General features: G+C 67.3%; 19 protein-coding genes. 7 read left to right on the top strand and 12 right to left on the bottom strand.

From position 1 onward, the window contains the following. Positions 1-29 precede the first annotated feature (29 nt). A complete protein-coding gene (locus HMPREF9710_RS12810; RefSeq protein ID WP_005666945.1) occupies positions 30-797 on the top strand; it encodes a DUF2889 domain-containing protein in 768 nt (255 codons plus the stop codon). Positions 798-846: 49 nt separating this feature from the next. Here the strand turns inward: HMPREF9710_RS12810 and HMPREF9710_RS12805 are convergent, their stop codons facing one another. From HMPREF9710_RS12805 to HMPREF9710_RS12785, 5 genes are all read right to left on the bottom strand, one after another. Then, a complete protein-coding gene (locus tag HMPREF9710_RS12805; protein WP_005666944.1) occupies positions 847-2,478 on the bottom strand; it encodes a tannase/feruloyl esterase family alpha/beta hydrolase in 1,632 nt (543 codons plus the stop codon). A 92-nt stretch (positions 2,479-2,570) separates the two neighbouring features. Next, the gene (locus tag HMPREF9710_RS12800; protein WP_005666941.1) at positions 2,571-3,803 is read right to left on the bottom strand and encodes an NAD(P)/FAD-dependent oxidoreductase; all 1,233 of its coding nucleotides are present in this window, start codon (positions 3,801-3,803) and stop codon (positions 2,571-2,573) included. A 50-nt stretch (positions 3,804-3,853) separates the two neighbouring features. Further along, entirely contained in the window at positions 3,854-5,119 is a 1,266-nt protein-coding gene (locus HMPREF9710_RS12795) for an MFS transporter (protein WP_005666940.1), read from the bottom strand. A 78-nt stretch (positions 5,120-5,197) separates the two neighbouring features. Next, a complete protein-coding gene (locus HMPREF9710_RS12790; protein ID WP_005666939.1) occupies positions 5,198-6,184 on the bottom strand; it encodes a fumarylacetoacetate hydrolase family protein in 987 nt (328 codons plus the stop codon). Positions 6,185-6,282: 98 nt separating this feature from the next. Next, complete coding sequence (locus HMPREF9710_RS12785) at positions 6,283-6,981, bottom strand: SDR family NAD(P)-dependent oxidoreductase (protein ID WP_005666938.1); 699 nt, start codon at positions 6,979-6,981, stop codon at positions 6,283-6,285. Between the two features lie 161 nt (positions 6,982-7,142). Here HMPREF9710_RS12785 and HMPREF9710_RS12780 point away from each other — a divergent pair, with 161 nt between their 5' ends. The 6 genes from HMPREF9710_RS12780 to HMPREF9710_RS12755 all read left to right on the top strand — a co-directional run bounded on the left by HMPREF9710_RS12780 (position 7,143) and on the right by HMPREF9710_RS12755 (position 11,764). Further along, positions 7,143-7,541, top strand: a complete 399-nt coding sequence (locus tag HMPREF9710_RS12780; protein ID WP_040776562.1) for a Zn-ribbon domain-containing OB-fold protein — start codon at positions 7,143-7,145, stop codon at positions 7,539-7,541. Next, the gene (locus HMPREF9710_RS12775; protein WP_005666934.1) at positions 7,538-8,731 is read left to right on the top strand and encodes a thiolase family protein; all 1,194 of its coding nucleotides are present in this window, start codon (positions 7,538-7,540) and stop codon (positions 8,729-8,731) included. The genes HMPREF9710_RS12780 and HMPREF9710_RS12775 overlap by 4 nt, the downstream gene beginning before the upstream one ends. Before the next feature lie 106 nt (positions 8,732-8,837). After that, positions 8,838-9,626, top strand: a complete 789-nt coding sequence (locus tag HMPREF9710_RS12770; protein ID WP_005666932.1) for an IclR family transcriptional regulator — start codon at positions 8,838-8,840, stop codon at positions 9,624-9,626. 92 nt (positions 9,627-9,718) lie between these two features. Then, entirely contained in the window at positions 9,719-9,934 is a 216-nt protein-coding gene (locus HMPREF9710_RS12765; protein ID WP_005666930.1) for a ferredoxin, read from the top strand. 106 nt (positions 9,935-10,040) lie between these two features. After that, positions 10,041-10,799 carry an SDR family NAD(P)-dependent oxidoreductase gene (locus HMPREF9710_RS12760; RefSeq protein ID WP_005666929.1) on the top strand — a complete coding sequence of 253 codons (759 nt, stop codon included), beginning with the start codon at positions 10,041-10,043 and terminating at the stop codon, positions 10,797-10,799. A gap of 44 nt (positions 10,800-10,843) precedes the next feature. Beyond that, positions 10,844-11,764 carry a VOC family protein gene (locus HMPREF9710_RS12755; RefSeq protein WP_005666926.1) on the top strand — a complete coding sequence of 307 codons (921 nt, stop codon included), beginning with the start codon at positions 10,844-10,846 and terminating at the stop codon, positions 11,762-11,764. A 9-nt stretch (positions 11,765-11,773) separates the two neighbouring features. Here HMPREF9710_RS12755 and HMPREF9710_RS12750 read toward each other — a convergent pair whose 3' ends face one another. From HMPREF9710_RS12750 to HMPREF9710_RS12720, 7 genes are all read right to left on the bottom strand, one after another. Beyond that, on the bottom strand, positions 11,774-12,505 hold the full coding sequence (locus HMPREF9710_RS12750; RefSeq protein WP_005666925.1) for a Crp/Fnr family transcriptional regulator: 732 nt from the start codon (positions 12,503-12,505) through the stop codon (positions 11,774-11,776). Positions 12,506-12,556: 51 nt separating this feature from the next. Then, positions 12,557-13,498, bottom strand: coding sequence for an electron transfer flavoprotein subunit alpha/FixB family protein (locus HMPREF9710_RS12745; protein ID WP_005666924.1), 942 nt, complete (start codon positions 13,496-13,498; stop codon positions 12,557-12,559). Positions 13,499-13,517: 19 nt separating this feature from the next. Then, complete coding sequence (locus HMPREF9710_RS12740) at positions 13,518-14,267, bottom strand: electron transfer flavoprotein subunit beta/FixA family protein (protein WP_005666922.1); 750 nt, start codon at positions 14,265-14,267, stop codon at positions 13,518-13,520. 11 nt (positions 14,268-14,278) lie between these two features. Further along, positions 14,279-17,824 (bottom strand): indolepyruvate ferredoxin oxidoreductase family protein, encoded by a 3,546-nt coding sequence (locus HMPREF9710_RS12735; RefSeq protein ID WP_005666920.1) that lies wholly within the window; start codon positions 17,822-17,824, stop codon positions 14,279-14,281. Positions 17,825-17,889: 65 nt separating this feature from the next. Then, on the bottom strand, positions 17,890-19,014 hold the full coding sequence (locus tag HMPREF9710_RS12730; protein ID WP_005666918.1) for an acyl-CoA dehydrogenase family protein: 1,125 nt from the start codon (positions 19,012-19,014) through the stop codon (positions 17,890-17,892). 33 nt (positions 19,015-19,047) lie between these two features. After that, the gene (locus HMPREF9710_RS12725; protein ID WP_005666917.1) at positions 19,048-19,848 is read right to left on the bottom strand and encodes a crotonase/enoyl-CoA hydratase family protein; all 801 of its coding nucleotides are present in this window, start codon (positions 19,846-19,848) and stop codon (positions 19,048-19,050) included. After that, a complete protein-coding gene (locus HMPREF9710_RS12720; RefSeq protein ID WP_218918199.1) occupies positions 19,845-20,891 on the bottom strand; it encodes an acyl-CoA dehydrogenase family protein in 1,047 nt (348 codons plus the stop codon). The genes HMPREF9710_RS12725 and HMPREF9710_RS12720 overlap by 4 nt, the downstream gene beginning before the upstream one ends. Position 20,892 lies beyond the last annotated feature (1 nt).

The following is a 20,892-nucleotide window of genomic DNA, read 5'->3' as shown; positions in this document are numbered from 1 at the left end:
GTGCCAACAACCCATACCAGGAATTACACATGCAGCGTTTTCGCAGGCGAATCGAAATGGCGGGCCGCCATGACCGCCAGGGCGGACAGGTACGCGCCGTACTGGAGGATGACTTCCACCACTTCCGCGTCGTGGTCGACCACCAGGGCGGACAAGTGACCGCGGTGCGCGGAGAAGCGCCACGCCACCCGTTCACCGCCTGCCCGGGCGCAGCGCCGGAACTGCAGCGTCTGGCCGGCATGCGCCTGGACGACATCGCACATTCGGTCAACCTCTACACCGATGCGACCCAGCAGTGCACCCACATGTTCGACCTTGCCGGCCTGGCCGTCGCCGCCGCCGCGCGTGGCGATTGCGCGCGGCGCTACGACATCGAGATTCCGCGCCACATCGATGGCTGTACCCATGCCTTTCTCGAACGCGATGGCCGGCTGCTGCTCGACTGGTCGGTCGAGAACAGCACCATCCTCGGGCCCGATCCCTATACCGGCATCGACATGCGCCAGGGCATGGCGCGCTGGGCCCTGGGCACCCTCCCCGCCGAGGAAGCGGAAGCGGCGCTGGTGCTGCGCCGCTGTGCGCTGATTTCCCTGGGCCGGCTGAAAGACATCGACAAGGAACCTCATGCCCACCTGACAGGCCGCTGCTACGCGCAGCAGCCACACCGGGCGCCCCAGGCGATCCGCATGGTCGGCTCGACCTGGGACTTCACGGAAAAGCCGGAGGCGCTGTGCGGCGACGACCAGGCCTGGCTCGCCGACTTCGACAGCGCCACTGTTCCCGAAGGATCTGCCTGAAGTTAGCCGTCCCGCGCATGCGCCCAGGACGGCTGCATGCGCGCCTCATTCAGGATGACTTGCAGTCCCAATTCGCCGCATTGTTGACGTCCAGGCCGCCCGGGTTCGCTACCCCGCCACGGAATACCGCGCGTTGCGGAGACGGACAGAGCAGGAAACTGCGCGCCGGGAGTGCGGCACCGGCTGCGCGGTTGCCGATCAACTGGGCCGGCGCCTTTCCATTTTCCACCCAGTCGACCAGCGCCGGCAGCGCCTGGGCCGCTACGTCCTGCGCACCGATGCCGCCACCGCAGTGCTGCGTACCGGGCACTTCGAACAGTTGGGCCATCTGGGACAACTTGGCCTGCCCACCCTGCGCCGCGGCCAGGTCAGCGTAGAAGCGCCGGGTGTCGGTCAGGGAGATGCCATTGTCGGCCGTGCCATGCCAGAACAACATCTTGCCGCCGCGCTGGAAGAAGGGGTTCAGGTTGGCCACCTTGATGTTTCCCGATGCGGGGTAGACGTTCTTGTACATTGCGTTCCAGCCATTGACGTCGAGGCTGTCGGCAAAACTGAATCGCGTGGCAAAGTCGTAGGTCGGGCCGAACATGCCGCGCGAGGTCGTATCGAAGACCAGGTAGCTGGCAGGCGGCAGGCGCCCGTCCGCCGGATTCATCGACCACGGCGGAGGCGTGGTGCCGAACATGAAGGCGGTCCACCCGTTCGGGTTCCCCAGCGTGAAGCCGGGATAGGTCTGTCCAAAGTCGTCCATCCCGTCCACCACGATGCGCAGCAATCCCTGCTGGGCCGGGGTGAACAAGGCCCACATCGACGCGTCGATGGATACCTTGCCCGGGTCGGAGATCAGGCCATCGACGGCACCGTCGGCCCCGTCGAATTTCTGCAACAGTGCGGCGTCAAGTGCTTGCAGCTGCGTTGGCGAGATCCAGGCATCGGGATGGTCGATCAGGTACTTGCTCACCTTGCCGAACATCACCTGGTTGTTCACGTTGAGGCCGGGCGCCCCCACGACCACGCCGTCGAAATCGTCCGGGTAGATGGAGGCTGCCACGAGGCCCATGCGCCCGCCGCCGGAGCAGCCATCGAAATAGCGGTACATCTTGCGGTTGGCGTTGGCGGCATCCTTCAGGCCATAGTAGGCGCTCACCAGGGATTGCGTGGCGGCGGAGCTGACATGCACGCCGCGCTGGTCGTAATCCGTGGCCTTGGTCCGGTCGGCGGCGAACATCCAGTTCAGCCCGGGCGTTGGACTACCGGCATCGCTCCCGGCAAACGCGTAGCCCTCGGCCAGCAGTTTCTCGTCGGGCGCAGGAATGAATCCGGCGGAGCCGCCTTCGCCTGCGAAGAAGTAGCGCGCCTTGAACGACTGCGGCATGGCCACAACGAACCTGACCTGATTGCTGGTAGCCGCCGGGCCTTGCGTGGTGACATGGCCGTCGACACGGCAGTAAGAGGCGCCGTTGGATGCGGTGACCAGGGAAGCCGCAGTCAGGGTCGCGCCGGCGGCGCCCGCCTGCAGGCTGCTGGTGCTGCAGGACAGGACAGGCGCCAGAGGCCGGGTCGATGGCACCTGCGCCACTGGCGCGTCCTTGCCATCGCCCCCACAGGCCGACAACAGGGCCGCCGCCAGCACGAGGGAACAGGGAACGCCCGGGACTTCCGATACGGATTGATTGCTCACGTTTGTCTCCACTTTCTCTGCTTGTTGTTGGAATAGTGTGATTCGACGAGCCTTGGGCCTGCGGCATGGCATGGGCAGGCAAACTGCATGCATCAGCGGTTGGCCACCTCCCATTCCTTCAGGTCGAAGCCGGGCGCGGCCGCCACCGCCGGGGTGAGCGCGGGCGGGCGCGACAGGATCTTGCGCGCCGCCATGTGGTCGCCCGCGCGGCAGCACGACTCCACTGCCAGCAGCTGCTCGCCGCGGAAGCACAGGACCGACACCTGGCCGGCGGCCGGATCCCCAAGGACCACATGGTTGTCGGCGCACAGCGCCAGGCCGGCGATCTGGAGCTTCAGGCTGCCCTGGTCGGTCCAGAACCACGGCAAGGCGGTATACGGAGCGGGCTTGCCCACCAGCCGCGCGGCGATCAGCTTGCCCTGGTCGCAGGCGTTCTGCACCGATTCGAGCCGGGTCAGCTGCGACCCGTTCTGCAGGCAGGGGAAGGCCGCGACATCGCCGAGCGCGGAGATGTTCGGGTCGGAAGTCAAGAGGCTGGCGCTCACCTTGATGCCGTTGTCGATGTTCAGTCCCGCTTCCAGCGCGAGCGTTACGTTCGGCACCACGCCGATCCCGTACACGACCAGGTCGGCCGGCAAACGCCGTCCGTCGGCCGTGATGACCGCCACCGCCCTGCCGTTGTCGCCCTCGATTTCCGATACTGCGCTGCGGAAGTTGAAATGCACGCCCCAGCTTTCGTGGGCGTTGCGGAACACCTCGGACATCTGCGGCGAGATGGCGCGCGCCATGGGCCGTTCGCCCAGCTCCAGCACCTCGACCGCTGCCCCTTCGGCCGCCGCCACCGCGGCGAACTCCAGGCCGATGAAGCCGGCGCCGATGACGACCACCCGGCGCGCCATCTTGAGCAGCGGCGCCACCGCGTCGGCATCGGCCCGCGTCTTGATCCCGAACACGCCCGACAGGCCTGCCCCGGGCACGCTCAAAGGGCGATTGTGGGCGCCGGTGGCCAGCACCAGGTGGTCGTAGTCGAGCGCCGCGCCGGAGGCCAGCACCAGCCGCCGGTTCTGGCGGTCGATCGCCATCCCCCGGTCGGCCAGCAGCTCGATGCGCTGCTCGGTGTAGAACTCCTCGGGGCGGAACTGCATCGCCGTCGCACTGATCTTCCCCAGCAGGAAGGCCTTCGACAGCGGCGGGCGCTGGTAGGGCAGCCAGGGTTCGTCGTTGACCAGGGCGATGCGCCCCGCATAGCCTTCCTGGCGCAGGGACAGCGCCACCTGTACGCCGGCGTGCCCGGCGCCGGCAATCACTACGGATTGAAGCGACATGTTGGTTTCCTTACAAGATGGAGTGCGGGCCCCGTTGGGGGCCCGGCAGGTCAGGCGCGCGCGGCCTGCGGCTGCACCGCAGCCCGGGGACCGCGGCCCAGCGTCAAGAGCATGGCGGCGCCGGCGAGCGTACTGGCGGTGCAGTAGGTGAGCATGGCCCCGTAGCCGCCGGTGGCGCTGAACATCGCGGCGAAGGCCAGCGGTGCGCCGGCCGATGCCACCGTGATCAAGCCCTGGTGCAGGCCGAAGATGCGCCCGTAGTCCTTCAGCCCGAAATAGCGCGCCATCAGGAAGGCGGCGATGTCGAATTCGGCGCCGGCGCCGAGTCCCGCAAGCGCCGCCGCGAGGCTGAGCATGGCGATATCGTCGTTCCCGGACAGGAAGATCATGGTGCCGATCGCAGGCAGCGCCAGGCTGACGGCTGCCACGCCCGGCGGCCACAGGCGGTCGAGCAGGTAGCCGACCACCAGGCGGCCCAGCACCAGCGCGATGCCGAACCAGGCGAACACCTGGGCGGCCGCGCCGGCATCCAGCCCACGGTCGCGCAGCATCGGCACAGTGCTCGTGACGACACCCATCACGGCCGAGACGACCAGGCACAAGGCCAGGTTGCAGATCCAGTACTTGGGCGAGGCCAGCGCCTCTCGGAAGGCCATTCCCGTGAGCGGGGCCGCTGCGGCGGTCCCCGGTTTGGCAGCGGCTGCCGTCTCCGGCAGCCGGAACCAGGCGAGTGTGAGCGGAATGCCGATCACGACATTGACCAGCGCCAGGATGACGAAGGGCGCCTGCCAGCCCCAGTTCGCCACGCCCCATGCAAACAGCGGCGGCGTGACCGCGGCCGTGATGCCGGTACCGGACAGGCCCAGCGCCAGCGCCAGGCCGCGGTTGCGCAGGAACCAGAGGTTGAGCAGCTGGGTCCAGGTCACGGCCAGCGCGCCCATGCCCACGATCGGCAGCAAAAAGAATGCCGCGTACAGGGTCCACACCGAACCGCCGATCTGGGTCGTGGCCAGGTAGCCGAGCGCCATCGTCAGCAGCGACACCACGGTGACACGCTTGATGCCGAAGCGCAGGTTGAGCCAGCCGACCAGCTGCAGGCCGACCACCGCGCCGCCGAACAGGAAGCTGATCGCCGCCTGCAGCGCCGGGCGCTCCCAGCCGAATTCGGCCTGCAGCGGGATCACCAGCACGCCGAAGCCGTACAGCAGGGCGGCGTTAATGCTGATCATGATGCCAGTGATGGCAAGCAGCAGTACGCGCCAGGATTGCTTGAACTCGGCGAAGTCGATCGCCGCGCCGTTCTTTGTTGCGACCATGATTGTCTCCTGTTAGGTCGTGGAAGCGGCGCCCCCGCTCTGCGGCAGGTAGCACCGGCGTGACTGTTGCAGTGCCGCTCAGGGCAGCCGGATTCTCGTGCGCAGGGTGCCGATGCCCTCGACCTCGAGCTCGATGACGTCGTCCGGCTTCAGGTAGCGCAGCTGCTCGAGGCCGCAGCCGTTGCCCACCGTGCCCGAACCGAGCACTTCGCCGGGATACAGGGTTTCGGAGCGCGAGATATGGGCGATCAGGTCCTCGAACTGCCAGCGCATGTCGCGCGTCGATCCCCTGCCCCACTCTTCGCCGTTGACGCGTGCGACCATGGTGAGGTCATATGGGTCGGGTAGCTCGTCGACGGTGACCAGGCAAGGCCCCATCACGTTGCCGGTGTCGAAATCCTTGCTCTTGGCCGGGCCGAGCATGCCGCCCATTTCGACCGCCTGCGTATCGCGGGCGCTCATGTCGTTGAAGATCGTGTAGCCGACGATGTAGTCGCGCGCCTTCTCGCGCGGGACGTCCTTCGCCTTGCGCCCGATGTAGCAGGCGAATTCGAGTTCGAAGTCCATCGCCTTGCTGTAAGCTGGCCAGATCACGTCCTCGTCAGGCCCGATGACGGCGAAGCGGTTGCACTTGTAATAGATGGGCTGGCGGTTGAAGGTGGCGACCACGCGCTCGTCGGCACGGGTGCTCATCTGGGCCAGCGCTTCTTCCGGATTCGGGAGGTGGGCGACGCGCGCGCGGCGGGCTGCGGCAAAGCTCTGCTTCAGGTGCAGCTCGAAACAGGAGCAGTCGCGCATCTGGGGCGGCGGCTGGATCGGGGCGCACAGTTTCACGGACGCGCGCTCGATCACCGCAGCGCTCGGCGCCAGCGCCACCATGCGGCGCGCTTCCTCCATCGCTTCCGGTCCCGCCTCGACCAGGGCCAGGATGCTGCCGAACGCCGGCCAGGCACCGAGACCGGTGCTCCTGGCTGCGATGCTCAGGTCGACGATGGCGCTGTCCGATTCGATCAGCGCGCCGGGGCGCATTGCGCCATGTTCGTCACGGTAGGTAACGAGTCTCATTGCTTGTCTCCATGGGGCCGGTACCGCCGCTGGCGGCCTGGCCCTCCTTGTGGTGGATCGGGCGCCCCCGCGGGCGCGCTGCTTGCCGGCCCTGCTTCCTAGACCCGGCCGTTCACCGGGATGCAGGCGCCGGTCAGCGCCGAGGCGTCGCCGGACAGCAGGAAGGCGATTACCGCCGCCAGCTGGCTTGGTGCCACCCAGCGGCTGGCGTCGGCGTCCGGCATGTCGGCACGGTTCGCCGGGGTATCGATGATGCTCGGCAGTACCGCGTTGACGGTGATGCCGCGGTCTTTCAGTTCCTCGGCCAGGGCTTCGGTCAGCCGCGCCACCCCGGCCTTGGAGGCAGCGTAGGCGCCCATGCCCATGCCGGCCTTGTGCGCCGCCGCCGCGCCGACATTCACGATGCGCCCGGCGCCGCGCGCCAGCAGGTGCGGCAGCGCAGCGCGGCAGCTGGCCACCGCGGTGCGCAGGTTGGTGTCGTACATGCGGTCCCAGGAAGCGAGCGCGCCGCCTTCCAGGGTTTCCCAGGTGAAGCCGCCCGCGACATTGACGATGCCGTCGATCCCGCCCAACGCTTCGCGCACCTGGCCATAAGCTGCGTGGCAGGCCTGTTCGTCGGCCAGTTCGACGACGCCGAGCGCAAACGCGCCGGCGGGCAGGCCGCTCAGGGGTGCGGGTGCGCGGTCGAGCAGCGCGACCCGTGCGCCGTCGGCATGGAGGCGCTGCGCGACGGCGCGGCCAAGCGTGCCGAAGCCGCCGGTGATGACGATGATGCGGGTGTCGAGTGGTGCAGGCATGGCTGGTCTTTCCGATCGGGTCAGGTGGCAACGGACAGCAATTGCAGGAACTTGCTGAAAACTTTAAACAGATTTTCCAATTCTGTCTACATAGTTGTAGAATCCTTGCATCGACAGCGTCAGCGTCGCAGTTGCACCGCATCTTCCCGAAAGTCCAGCACATGACAAGAAAACTCCCGGCGCTCACTCCAGACAACAGCGCCTTCTGGCAAGGCGGCGCGCAGCAGGAGTTGCGCATGCACCACTGCGACGCCTGCGCACGCTTCTTCCACCCTCCGGCGCCGGTGTGCCCGCAGTGCCTGAGCGCCGAGGTCGGCCCCAGGCCGGTGTCGGGCCGGGGGACAGTGTTCACCTATACCGTCAACCACCAGCCCTGGCGCCCCGACCTGAAAGTACCCTACGTGGTGGCCATCGTCGAGCTGGCGGACCAGCAGGGACTGCGCTTCGTCACCAACATCGTCGGCTCCCCACCCGCCGAGGTACACATCGGCATGCCGGTGCGCGTGCGCTTCGAGCAGGTCGAGGATGTCTGGCTTCCCCTTTTCGAGAAGGCGGCATGATGTTCGACCGGATCTACGAAAAAGACGTCGCAATCAGCGGCATCGGCCAGTCCGAAGTCGGGCGCCCGTCCAGCAAGTCCGCGATGCGGCTCACGCTCGACGCCTGCCTGGAAGCGATCGCGGACGCGGGACTGAGCCGCGACGACATCGACGGCGTGTCGTGCTGGCCCGGCGACAACAACAATGGCGATGCTTTCTCCCCGGTCGGTCCGAATGCGCTCATCGGCACCCTGGGCCTGAAGGTCAACTGGTATGGGGGCGGCTACGAAGGACCGGGGCCGCTGGCCGGCGTGATCAACGGCGCGATGGCGATCGCGGCCGGGCTGTGCCGCCATGTGCTGGTGTTCCGCACCATTACCGAAGCGACCCGGCGCCAGACCGACAAGGGCGCCAGCGCGCTCACCAACAAGACGGTCGGCCGCGACAACAGCTTTTTCTGGCAGTGGTACACCCCCTTCAACGTGCTCTCGGGGGCCAACCTGATGGCGATGTATGCGCAGCGCCACTTCCACGAGTACGGCACCACGCCGGAACAGCTGGCCCAGATCGCCCTCACCTGCCGCGCCAATGCCGTACTCAATCCGAAGGCCGTGTTCCGCACCCCGCTGTCGATGGACGAGTACATGGCCTCGCGCATGATCTCGACCCCGCTGCGCATGCTCGACTGCGACGTGCATTGCGACGCCTCCACCGCCATCATCCTGTCGCGCGCCGACGCGGCGGCGCACGGCCCCAACCCGCCGATCCGCATCGAGGCGATCGGCGCCGCCCTGCACCAGCCATGGTCCTGGGACCAGATCGACCTGACCGCGATGGCCACGCGCGATGCGGCCGACATGATGTGGGCGCGCACCGACATCAAGCCTGCCGACGTCGGCACTGCGCAGCTCTACGACGGCTTCTCGATCCTGACCATGATGTGGCTGGAAGCCCTGCGCCTGTGCCCGCGAGGCGAGAGCGGGCCCTTCGTCGAGGGCGGGCACCGCATTGCGCTCGGCGGCGAGATCCCGGTCAATACCAACGGCGGCCAGCTCTCCGGTGGGCGCACCCACGGGCTCGGCTACGTCCACGAGGCCTGCACCCAACTCTGGGGACGCGGCGGCGCGCGCCAGGTGGCGCCCCATCACGCTTCGGTGGTGGCGTCCGGCGGCGGGCCGCTGGCCGGCAGCCTGCTGCTGGTAAAAGACTAGCACGCCACGCGCGCCGTCCTTGCCGCTCAACCATTCTAACTTTAGAATGATATTTTAGATTGCGATTGGTGGCCGAAGGGCTCGCCCTTCGCTTACCGGAGCGCGCATGGCAGTAGATAACAGCAACGAAGAGCGTCCCGACACGTCGACCGGCGTGACGGTCAAGCCGGTCGTCAATGCGATCCGCATCCTGCGCTTCCTGACGACCTCCGGCTCCCCGGAGCGCGCGGCCGACATCGCGCGCGAACTGGAGATCAACCCCAGTACCTGCTTCAACACGCTGCGCACCCTCGTCGCCGAGGAGATGCTCGACTTCGATCCCCTGTCCAAGACCTATACCACCGGCCTGGGCCTGGCCAAGCTGGTCGAGCACCTGGTCACCCAGGGCCAGCGCCTCGATGTGGTACGGCCGCTGATGCAGGAGTTCGCGGCGGCCCACCACGTGACGGTCACCTTGTGGCGCCGCATGGGCAATGACCGCATCGTGCTGGTCAGCGCAGAGACGAGTCCCGGGGACCTGCGCATCGACATGGCGATCGGCCAGCGCCTGCCGGTGCTGATGGGCGCCAGCGGACGCCTGTTCGCCGCCCAGCTCGGCCTGGACGACACGCGCCTGCGCGCCGCCTTCGACAAGGTGCGCTGGGCACGCCCGCTCGCATTCGAGGACTATCGGCAGCAGGTGGCCGACGCCCGCGAGAACGGCTGGTCTGTCGACGACGGCTATTTCTCGGCCGGCATCCTGGCGGTGGCGGCGCCGGTGAACGATCGCAGCGGCGCCATCGCCTACGCCATCTCGGCCGTCACCTTCCGCGGGCAGTACGACCGCGACGGGGTGGAAAAGCTCGGCGAGCTGCTGCGCAAGCTGGCCTCCAAAGCCGGCAACATCCTGTTCTAATCACTCGCACACAAAACGTGACAGATTTTCGATTTGTGTGCATAATCGTCTCACAGACCCCAGCGGTCGGATAATTATTAAAGAGACGAATCATGAGCGAACATCAGCTTCACCGCGTTATCATCGAACGCAGCAAGTGCTGCGGCTATGGCCTCTGCGCCGCCCTCTGCCCTGAAGTCTACAAGCTCGACGCCGGCGGCATCGTGTATGTCGACAACGAACTGGTGCCGGACGAACTGCTGGAAGCGGCGCGCGAAGGCGCCGCCGCCTGCCCGGCCGAAGCCATCGCGGTCCAGGCGCCTGCCTGAATCTCAACCCTGGCGGTCCACGCCATGGGTATGCCCGACATGCGGCCCGCTCGCGCGCCGCATGCGGCGCCTGCGCGGGTGGCCCGTTTTCCTGCTGGGATGATCCATGAATAGATTAGCTGGAAAAGTTGCCCTGATTACGGGCACCGGTGGCGGCCAGGGGCGCGTCGCGGCCCTGCAGTTCGCCCGCGAAGGCGCCACCGTGGTCGGCTGCGATGTCGATCGCGCCGCGCACGAAGAGACGGCGCGCCTGATGGCGGCCGAGGGCTTTACGTTGCATGGCAATGCGCCGGTGGATCTTGGCGACCATGAACAGGCAAGGCGCTGGGTCGAGTCAAGCGCGGAGGAACTCGGCCGCATCGACATCCTGTACAACAATGCCTCGGCTGCGAAGTTCGGCGGGGTCGGCGACATGTCGATCGAGGACTGGCACTACACCATCCGTAACGAACTCGACCTCATTTTCTTCACCACCAAGTACGCATGGCGACACCTAGGGGTGCGCGGCGGCGTGGTGATCAACATCGCATCCACCGCCGCATGGGGCGGCTCGAAAGCCGCCGGGATCAGCGCGCACAGCGCCGCCAAGGGCGCCGTCGTTTCCTTCACCCGGCAGCTGGCGGTCGAAGGCGCGCCGCTCGGCATCCGCGCGGTCAGCATCAGTCCAGGCTTCGTCAGGACGCCCGGCACCGCCGCCTTCGTCGACAATCCGGTCACGCGCCGGATCATCCTCGACGGCGTCCTGCAGGACCGCCCCGGCGAACCGGAGGAAGTCGTGTCGCTCGCCCTGTATGTGGCATCCGACGAAGCGCGCTTCATGACCGGCTCCGACCTGGTGGTCGACGGCGGCCTGCTCGCCATCTAGTCCGGCGCACCGATCACACAACAACAGTAGGAGGAGGAAGACATATGGACATCATCGGCATCGGCTACCTCGGGTTCGAAACCGCGAACCTGGATGCATGGCGCGAATACGGCCCGCAAGTGATGGGCTTCCAGATCGGCGCCTCACCCGAGGGCGATCTTGACTCGCTGTACTTCAGGATGGACGACCGGCGCCATCGCATTGCTTTCCATCCGGGGAAGATCGACCGCCTCGCCTACCTCGGCTGGGAAGCCCGCGGCAAGCTGGAATTCCAGGCCGCCGTCGAGCGCTTCCGCGAACACGGCATCGAAGTGACGGTCGCGGACGAGGCGCTGCGCGAGCGCCGCGGCGTGAAGGAACTGGTGCGCTTCCGCGATCCGGTCGGCTACCAGCACGAGCTGTTCTACGCCCAGAAATGGATGCCGCGCTCGTTCCAGCCGGGCCGCCCGCACGGCGGTTTCGCCTGCGGCCAGCGCGGCGTAGGCCACGTGGTGGTGATCACCCCCGAATACACGCCGGAACTCGAACACTTCCTCACCGGGATCATGGGCATGCGCTATTACGGCGCCGGGGCCGGCAAGGGCAAGACCGGCTTCTTCCGCGCCAAGCTCAACAATCACACCAGCCACGACATCGCCTACGGTTTCGGGCCGGGCAAGGCCGGGGTCCAGCACGTCGGCATCACGGTCAATTCGGTGCGCGACGTCGGCGAAACCTATGACCTGGTGCGCAAGAAGGGGCTGCAAATGATGATGACCCTGGGCCAGCACGTCCAGGATCCGCATATGTCCTTCTATCACTTCACGCCGTCCGGCTTTGCCATCGAGTGCATCGCCGAGCTCGAGCCATGGCACGACGACGGCTACGAGCTGAACCCGGAAAAGCTGTCGACCTGGGGACATGAGCTGGTCGGGCCGATCCTCGGCACCAGCGTGCGCACGCCGGAAGAGATCTTCGAGCGCTGAGCGCGCGCGTCAGGAGCCCTTGACGAGCTTCTGCAATGCGTCCGGCTTGATGATGATCAGCCGGTTCGCATCCTTCTGCACGATGCCCTGCTGGGCCAGCGCGGCCAGCGCGCGCGTCACGGTCTCGCGGCTGGTATTGATCATGTTGGCGATGTCCTGGTGGGTCGGCAGGTTCTCGACCACCGCCGGGGCGCCAGGGTCGTCCTGCTTGTTCTTCTGCATCAGCACCAGGTAGGTGTAGATGCGCTTGGCCGTGTTGTTAATGCTCAGCAGGGATCGGAACTCCGAGTCACGCTCGATCTTTTCGGCCAGGTGCCGGAGCATCCCCATTGCCACCGACGGCGAGTGCGAGAACAAGTGCAGCGCGGTGGCCGCCGGCAGGAAGCCCACCAGCGCCTCGGACATCGCGACGATCGATGCCGTACGGGTGGAATTGTTGATCAGCGCGATCTCACCGAAGAAATCCCCCGGCGCCAGCATGCGCAGGCCAATCGCCCGCCCGTCCTCGGTTACGTTCACCACCTGCAGCTGCCCCGAGAGCAGGAACAGCAGGCCATCCCCATGCCCGCCTTTTTGCAGCACGATGTCGCGCTTGCCGTACTGGCGGATGCGGATTTCCTGCTTCACCAGGATGATTTCCTCGCCCGACAGCCCCGCCAGCAGCGGGATCTTGCGTAGGTGGATGTGTACTTGACGCTCTTCGGCCGGAGATGGATCGGTGGATGGAGTGCTTGCAGTCATGGCGTATTCCGGGAACGCCGATGGGTCGGCACTGCACCACCGGCCACGGGCCTAGTCGATTTCCGCGACGAGTTGCGGAACGACGTCGAACAGGTCGCCCACCAGGCCGTAGTCGGCCACCGAGAAGATCGGCGCTTCCGGGTCCTTGTTGATGGCGACGATGGTCTTCGAGTCCTTCATGCCGGCCAGGTGCTGGATCGCGCCCGAGATGCCGACCGCGATGTACAGGGTCGGGGCGACGATCTTGCCGGTCTGGCCGACCTGCCAGTCGTTCGGCACGAAGCCCGCGTCCACCGCGGCGCGCGATGCGCCCATGGCGGCGCCCAGCTTGTCGGCCAGCGGCTCGAGCAGCTTGAAGTTCTCGGCCGAGCCGATGCCGCGGCCGCCCGACACGATGATCTTGGCGGCGGTCAGTTCCGGACGGTCCGACTTGGCCAGTTCGCGGCCCACGAAGGCCGACTTGCCGATGTCGCCGCTGGTTGCGATCTGTTCCACGGCGGCCGAACCGCCGCTTGCTGCGGCGTCGAACGCGGTGCCGCGCACGGTGATGACCTTCACGCTGTCGCTCGACTGCACGGTGGCGATGGCGTTACCGGCGTAGATCGGACGCTCGAAGGTGTCCGGGGACTCGACCTTGGTGATCTCCGAGATCTGGGCGACGTCCAGCTTGGCCGCCACGCGCGGCAGGATGTTCTTGCCGTAGGCGGTGGCCGGGGCCAGGATGTGCGAGTAGCTGCCGGCGATCGCCAGGATCTGCTCGGCGACGTTCTCGGCCAGGCCGTCGGCGAAGTGCGGCGCATCGGCGACCAGCACTTTCGAGACGCCGGCGATCTGCGTGGCGGCTTCGGCGGCGGCGCCGCAGCCCGATCCGGCGACCAGGATGTGGACCTCATTTGCACCACCTGCGCCGCACTGGGCGGCCGCGGTCACGGTGTGGTGGGTAGCGCCCTTGAGGGAGGCGTTGTCGTGTTCTGCAATGACGAGTGCGACCATGTTCTTTTCCTAAGTATGATTAGATGACTTTGGCCTCAAGGCGCAGCTTCTGCACCAGGGTCGCCACGTCCGGCACCTTGACGCCGGCCGAACGCTTGGCCGGCTCGGTCACTTTCAGGGTCTTCAGGCGCGGGGTCACGTCGACGCCCAGGTCTTCCGGCTTGACGGTTTCCAGCGGCTTCTTCTTGGCCTTCATAATGTTCGGCAGCGTCACGTAGCGCGGCTCGTTCAGGCGCAGGTCGGTGGTGATGATGGCCGGCAGGGTGAGCTGCACCGTTTCCAGGCCGCCGTCCACTTCGCGGGTCACGGTCACCTTACCGTCTTCCAGCACCACTTTCGATGCGAAGGTGGCTTGCGGCCAGCCCAGCAGCGCAGCCAGCATCTGGCCGGTCTGGTTCGAATCGTCGTCGATCGCCTGCTTGCCCAGGATGATCAGTTGCGGCTGTTCCTTGTCGGCCAGCGCCTTCATGATCTTGGCCACGGCCAGCGGCTCGGTCTCGACACTGGTTTCGACCAGGATGCCGCGGTCGGCGCCGATCGCCATGCCGGTACGCAGAGTTTCCTGGCACTGGGCCACGCCCACCGACACGGCGACCACTTCGGTGACCTTGCCGGATTCCTTCAGGCGCACGGCTTCTTCCAGCGCGATCTCGTCGAACGGGTTCATCGACATTTTGACATTGGCGATATCCACGCCGCTGCCGTCGGATTTGACGCGGACCTTGACGTTGTAATCGACCACGCGTTTGACGGGTACCAGTATTTTCATGCAGTTCTCCTTCAGGCTTTTTGTCGTTGGGATACGGGCGCGCCATACTGTGCCATCAGCTGCGCACGCCTCTCGTCGGCCATGTCCATGGCCTTTTCCTTCACGTGGCCGTAGCCGCGAATCTTTTCCGGAAGCCACGCCAACGCGAGCGCCGTCTCCATGCGCTCGTCCGTGAGCGTTTCGCAGAACAGGGCAACCAGGGCAAAATAGTCCTCGACCAGTTGGCGCTCGCGACGCCGTTCGGCACTCATGCCGAACGGGTCCAACGCGGTCCCGCGCAGCCAGCGCATGCGCGCCAGCAGGTGAAACACCGGCATCATCCATGAGCCGAAGCGGCGCTTGGCCGGCCGTCCGTCCGCGCCGGGCCGTGCCAGCAGCGGTGGCGCCAGGTGGAAGTTCAGCGTGTAATCCTTGCCCGGCTCGCCTTCGAACTGCGCACGCAAGGCTGCCAGGAACTCGGGCGCGCTGTGCAGGCGCGCCACTTCGTACTCGTCCTTGTAGGCCATCAGCTTGGCGAGATTGCGCGCCACCGCCTCGGTCAGCGGCTGGCGGCGCTGCCTGGGAAGATCCGCTTCGACAGCGCGCAGGCGCGCCACCGCGGCCCGGTAGCGCTGCGCATAGGCCTCGCCTCCATAGCTGCGCAAGAGCCGGGCGCGCTCTTCGACCAGGCGCTCCAGCGTCACGGGCATGTCCACCACGACCGCGCCCGTCTCCTGCGCCCTGCGGCTCTCTGCAAGTGCTGACGGATCGTGGGCCGCCAGGCGGCCCATCTCGAACGCGCGCTGGTTCTTCTCGACCGCCACTCCATTGAGCTCGATGGCGCGCAGCAGCGCCTGGCGCCCGAGCGGAATCCAGCCCTTTTGCCAGGCATAGCCGAGCAGCAGCGGGTTGGCGAAGATCGTGTCGCCGAACAGGCGGGTGGCGAGCGCGTTCGCATCGACGAACTCGCAGGCATCGCCCACGCTCGCACGCAGGTCCGCTTCCGCGCTGGCGCCGGGGAAGCGCCAGTCGGGGTTCGACAGGAAGGCCGCGGACGGCACGGCGGCGCTGTTCACCACCGCGCGGGTGCGGCCGCGCCGGACCCGCGACAGTGCGTCCAGCGACGCGGCGACGATCGCATCGCAGCCGATCAGCACCGCCGCGTCGCCGGTAGGCACCCGCGTCGCATGGATCAGGCTTGTCTTCGCGGCGATCTGGATGTGGCTGAGCACCGCACCGCCCTTCTGGGCCAGCCCCGTGATGTCGAGGACCTTGACGCCCTTGCCTTCCAGGTGAGCCGCCATGCCGAGCAGGGAACCGATCGTGACGACGCCGGTGCCGCCGACGCCGGGGACCACGATGCCGCACACGCCATCCAGGGCCGGCAGGGTAGGCTCCGGAATTTCCGCTGCCGGTACGGCCTTGGCTTGCGGACGGCGCAACTGCGCCCCCTCTGCCGTCACGAAGCTCGGGCAGAACCCGTTCACGCAGGAGAAGTCCTTGTTGCAGGAGCTCTGGTTGATCTTGCGCTTGGTGCCCAGCGGCGTCTCCAGCGGCTCCACCGACAGGCAGTTCGACGCTACCGAGCAGTCTCCGCAGCCCTCGCACACCGCCGCGTTGATGAAGGCGCGGCGCGGCGGATCGGTGGCCTCGCCGCGCTTGCGGCGCCGGCGCTTCTCGGTGGCGCAGGTCTGCTCGTAGATGAGCACCGACACCCCGGCCGTGTCCCGCAGTTCCAGTTGCAGTGCATCGAGTTCGTCGCGGTGGTGGACCGTGACGGCGGCCGGCAATCCGCTGCGGTCCGCATACTTTTCCGGCTCGTCGCTCACCACCAGCACCCGCAGCGCGCCTTCGCCAGTGAGCTGCTGGGCGATCTGGGCCACCGTCAGGGTCCCGTCCACCGGCTGGCCGCCGGTCATCGCGACGGCGTCGTTATACAGGATCTTGTAGGTGACGCTCGCCTTGGCTGCGATCGCCGCGCGCACCGCCAGCAGGCCGGAATGGAAGTAGGTGCCGTCGCCCAGGTTCACGAACACGTGGCGGTCGCTGGTGAAATGCATCTGCCCGAGCCAGCTGACGCCCTCGCCCCCCATCTGGCTGACGGTCTCGGTGCGCCGGTCCATCCACAGCGCCATGTAATGGCAGCCGATGCCGGCCAGGGCGCGCGAGCCTTCCGGCACCCGGGTCGAGGTATTGTGCGGACAGCCGGAACAGAACCACGGCTTGCGCTCGGCCGTCACCCGCGGCCGTGCCGCCTCTCGCTCCTTGGCCTCGATGATGGCGATGCGCGCATCGATGGCTGCCTGCAGGTCGGCGGGCAGCTCGGCCTGGCCGAGACGGCGCGCGATCGCCTTGGCGATCAGCGCCGGCGACAGTTCGTAGCGGGCAGGCAGCAGCCACTGCCCGCGCGGCGCCGACCATTCCCCGCCGGCGCCGGCGCGCTCGTCGAACTTGCCGTAGACACTCGGGCGCTCCGCGTGCGGCCAGTTGTACAGCTGCTCCTTGATCGCATATTCCAGCACCTGGCGCTTTTCTTCCACTACCAGGATCTCGCGCAGTCCCGACGCGAACTCCTGGACGTCATCGGCGTGCAGGGGCCAGACACAGCCCACCTTCAGGATGCGGATGCCGATGCGCGCGCAGGCGTCATCGTCGATGCCGAGGTCGACCAGCGCCTGGCGCAGGTCGAGATAGGCCTTGCCGGCCGCGACGATACCGAAACGGGCCCTTGGTGCGTCGACCACCACCCGGTTCAGGCGATTGGCCCGGATGTAGTCGAGCGCCGCATACCACTTGTGGTCGACCAGCCGCGCCTCCTGCTCGAGCGGCGCGTCCGGCCAGCGGATGCCCAACCCGCCTTCCAGCGCCGGCGCCGGGGGCAGCACGATCTGCAGGCCTTCCGTGTCGATCTCCACCGAGGCGGAGGACTCGACCACATCGGTGACGCATTTCATCGCCACCCACAGGCCCGCATGCCGGCTCATCGCCCAGCCGTGCAGGCCATAGTCGTGGAACTCCTGCACGCTGGACGGATACAGCACCGGGATGCCGCAGGCAACCAGCAGGTGTTCGGACTGGTGCGCCACGGTGGAGGACTTGGCCGCATGGTCGTCGCCAACCAGCATCAGCACCCCGCCCTTGGGAGACGTGCCTGCCGAGTTGGCGTGCTTGAGGACGTCGGCCGAGCGGTCGACGCCCGGCCCCTTCCCGTACCACATGCCGAACACGCCGTCGCGGGTTGCGCTTTCGTACAGGTTCACCTGCTGGGTGCCCCATACCGCGGTTGCGGCGAGGTCTTCGTTCAGGCCGGGCTGGAACACGACATCGTGCTGTTCCAGGTGCTTCTTCGCCTTCCACAGCGCCTGGTCGAGTCCGCCGAGGGGCGAGCCGCGGTAGCCGGAGACATAGCCGGCGGTGTTCAGCCCGGCACGCAGGTCGCGCGCCTTCTGCAGCATCGGCAGGCGCGCCAGCATCTGGACGCCGCTCAGGAATATCTGTCCCTTGTCGACGGTGTATTTATCGTCCAGGGTGACGGCGCGCAGCGCAGCGCCGGCGGCAGGGCTAAGGGGCGAGTTCATAGCGGGCCTCGGTCGGGAAGTTCAATGAAAAGATCGTGGAAAAGTAGTTCGCCGTGAATTCGGAGCTACAGAGAGCGCGCGATGATCTCTTTCATGATCTCCGACGTGCCGCCGTAGATCCTGGCGACGCGCGCATCGACCCACGCGCGGCTGATCTTGTATTCGCTCATGAATCCGTACCCGCCATGCAGCTGAAGCAGCTCGTCCAGCACCCTGCCCTGCATTTCCGACCCCATCAGCTTGCACATGGCGCCCACTTCCGCCGACAGCTCGCCGCGCATCGCCTTCGCCAGGCAGTCGTCGACGAACACGCGCAGCATCGTGGCCTGGGCCTTGCATTCGGCCAGCTTGAATTTGGTGTTCTGGAAGTCGAACACGGTCTTGCCGAACACCTTGCGCTCGCGGACGTAGGCCAGCGTGTCTTCGAGCAGCGCATCGATCGATGCGGCGGCGCGCAGGCCGATGATGGTGCGCTCCCAGGCCAGCTGGTGGGTCAGGTAGCCGAAGCCCTTGTTCTCCTCGCCCAGGCGGTTCGCGGCCGGCACCCGCACCTCGTCGAAGAACAGCTCGGAAGTGTCCTGCCCCTTCAGGCCGATCTTCTCGAGCAGCTTACCTTTCGAGAATCCGGGACGGTCGGCCTCGACGCAGACCAGGGTGAGCTCCTTGGCGCCCGGATCGAGCTTGGTGGCGGTGACCATCAGGTCGGCGTTGCCGCCGTTGGTGATGAAGGTCTTCTGGCCGTTGATGACGTAGTCGTCGCCGTCGCGTCGCGCGCTGGTGCGCATCGAGCGCAGGTCGGAACCGATGCCCGGCTCGCTCATCGCGATGACGCCGATGGTCTCGCCGCTGACCATTTTCGGCAACCAGCGGCGCTTCTGCTCCTCGCTGCCGTAGGCGACGATGTAGGGCGCGACGATTTCCGAGTGGGTGGTGAAGCCGATCGCGGTGGCATTCACCCGCGCCAGCTCCTCGATCATCACGGCCGAGTGGCCGAAGTCGCCGCCGGCGCCGCCGTACTCCTCGGGCACGGTGGAGCACAGCAGGCCCACTTCGCCCGCCTTGCGCCACACCGACTTGGGGACGATGCCTGCGTGCTCCCACTCCGCCAGGTGGGGCACGATTTCGTTCTCGATGAACCGCCGGGCCATCTCGCGGAACATGTGATGGTCTTCGCGAAAAACACTGCGCATGCTGCTTCTCCTGATTCTGGGTAGTGCGTGGGCCTAGCGCCCCTGGTATCGCGGTTTGCGCTTGCCGAGGAAGGCGGATACTGCTTCCGCATGGTCCTCGGTGTGGTGGGCCAGCGCCTGGAAGGCGGCCGACATCTCCAGCAGCGAGTCGAGGCGCATGTGCTGCCCTTCGCGCAGCAGCCGCTTGGTCAGGCGCAGCCCGTGCGACGGGTTGGCCGCCATGCGCCGGGCAATGGCGAGGGCGCTGGCTTCCAGTTCAGCGGCGGGCACGACTTCCGTCACCAGCCCCCAGGCCAGGGCGGTCGCGGCATCGATGGTGTCGCCGGTGAGCGCCATCAGGCTCGCCTTGGGCATGCCGACGATGCGCGGCAGCAGCCAGGCCCCGCCGTCTCCCGGTACGATGCCCAGCTTGACGAAGCTTTCGGCGAATTTCGCGGTGTCGGCCGCAATGCGCACGTCGCACATGCAGGCCAGGTCCAGGCCGGCGCCGATGGCCGGACCGTTCATGGCGGCGATCACCGGTACGTCCAGCGTGTACAGGCACAGCGGAATACGCTGGATGCCGTTGCGGTAGCTTTCGCTCACTTCGTAGGGCGAGCCGGCGAAGATGCCGCCGCGCTCGGCCATGTCCTTGACGTTGCCGCCGGCGCAGAAGGCCGGGCCGTTGCCGGTCAGGACCACCACCTTGATGCCGCGGTCCGCCCGCACCATCGCGCACATGTCGACGAACTCCTGCATCTGCGGCGGGGCGCTTAAGGCATTGCGCGTCTCGGGACTGTCCATGCGGACGGTCAGGATGGCGCCATCGCGCTCCAGGATCAGAAAGGGTTTCATGAGCGCTGCTCCATCAGGGTGTCGAAATGGCCGTCGGTCACGCCGGGCCAGAAGCCTGCCGGCCCGGCGGCGCACACGGCCCTGCCAAGTTGCTGCGACCACGCGGTCGCAGATCCGAATTCGCTGCGCCAGGACCACAGGCGGCGGGTGCTCAGGTGCAGCGCATGCTCATGGGTGAACCCGATCGCGCCGTGGACCGTGTGCGCGACGCCGGCGCCGATGCCGGCCGCCTCGGAAGCGCAGATCTTGGCGGCGATCGCCGGCAGCCGCACGATGCGCGTCTCGGCCGCCGCGAACGCGGCTTCGGCCGCCATGACCGTCGCCGCGGCGTGCTCGGCGAGCAGCGCGGCCTGGTGCTGGATGGCCTGGAAGCTGCCGATCGGCTTGCCGAACTGGACCCGTTCGGAGGCGTAGCCGGTCGCCATCTCCAGCACGGCTTCGAGCGCGCCCGCGATCTGGGCCGCGCGTATCATCGCCCCGCCAAGCAGCAGCACGTCCGTTGGCCAGCCCGACGGCAAGGGGGCCCGCGCGGCCGGCGCCGCGTCCTGAAACGACAGCGTGGTGCGCGGCTCCGCCGCCGTATTCGCGCTCTCCAGGCGTCGCGCCGCTTCGGTCGGCAGCAGCACGACGGCCGGCTCGGCGCCGCCCGTCACCGCCACCACGAAGGGCACCGTCCCGCCCCAGGGCACTTCAATCGCCTCGCCGCTCACCACGCCGCCTTGCAGGCGCAGCGAACCCGTGCCTGCGATGCTGACCGCGCCCGGCGCCGGCGCCAGTCCGGCCGCGCCGAGCAGCCAGTTGGCCAGCATGGCCTCGGGCAGCGGCAGCGGCAGGTTATGGCGCCCGGCCAGGCGGACCACGCCGCACACGTCGGCCCAGCCGGCTCCGGCGCCGCCCAGCGATTCGGGCGCCAGGGCCAGCGGAAAGCCGGACTCCTCGACGGCCGCCCACATCGCCTGCGGCCAGGAACCGTCTTCGCATGCCAGCACCGCTACGGGGCTGGCCAGGTCGGCGAACAGGCGCTCGACCGTAGAATCGAACATT

This window comes from Massilia timonae CCUG 45783, assembly GCF_000315425.1.
Taxonomy (GTDB): Bacteria; Pseudomonadota; Gammaproteobacteria; order Burkholderiales; family Burkholderiaceae_D; genus Telluria; species Telluria timonae.
This window is presented reverse-complemented; position numbering and strand designations above follow the sequence as displayed.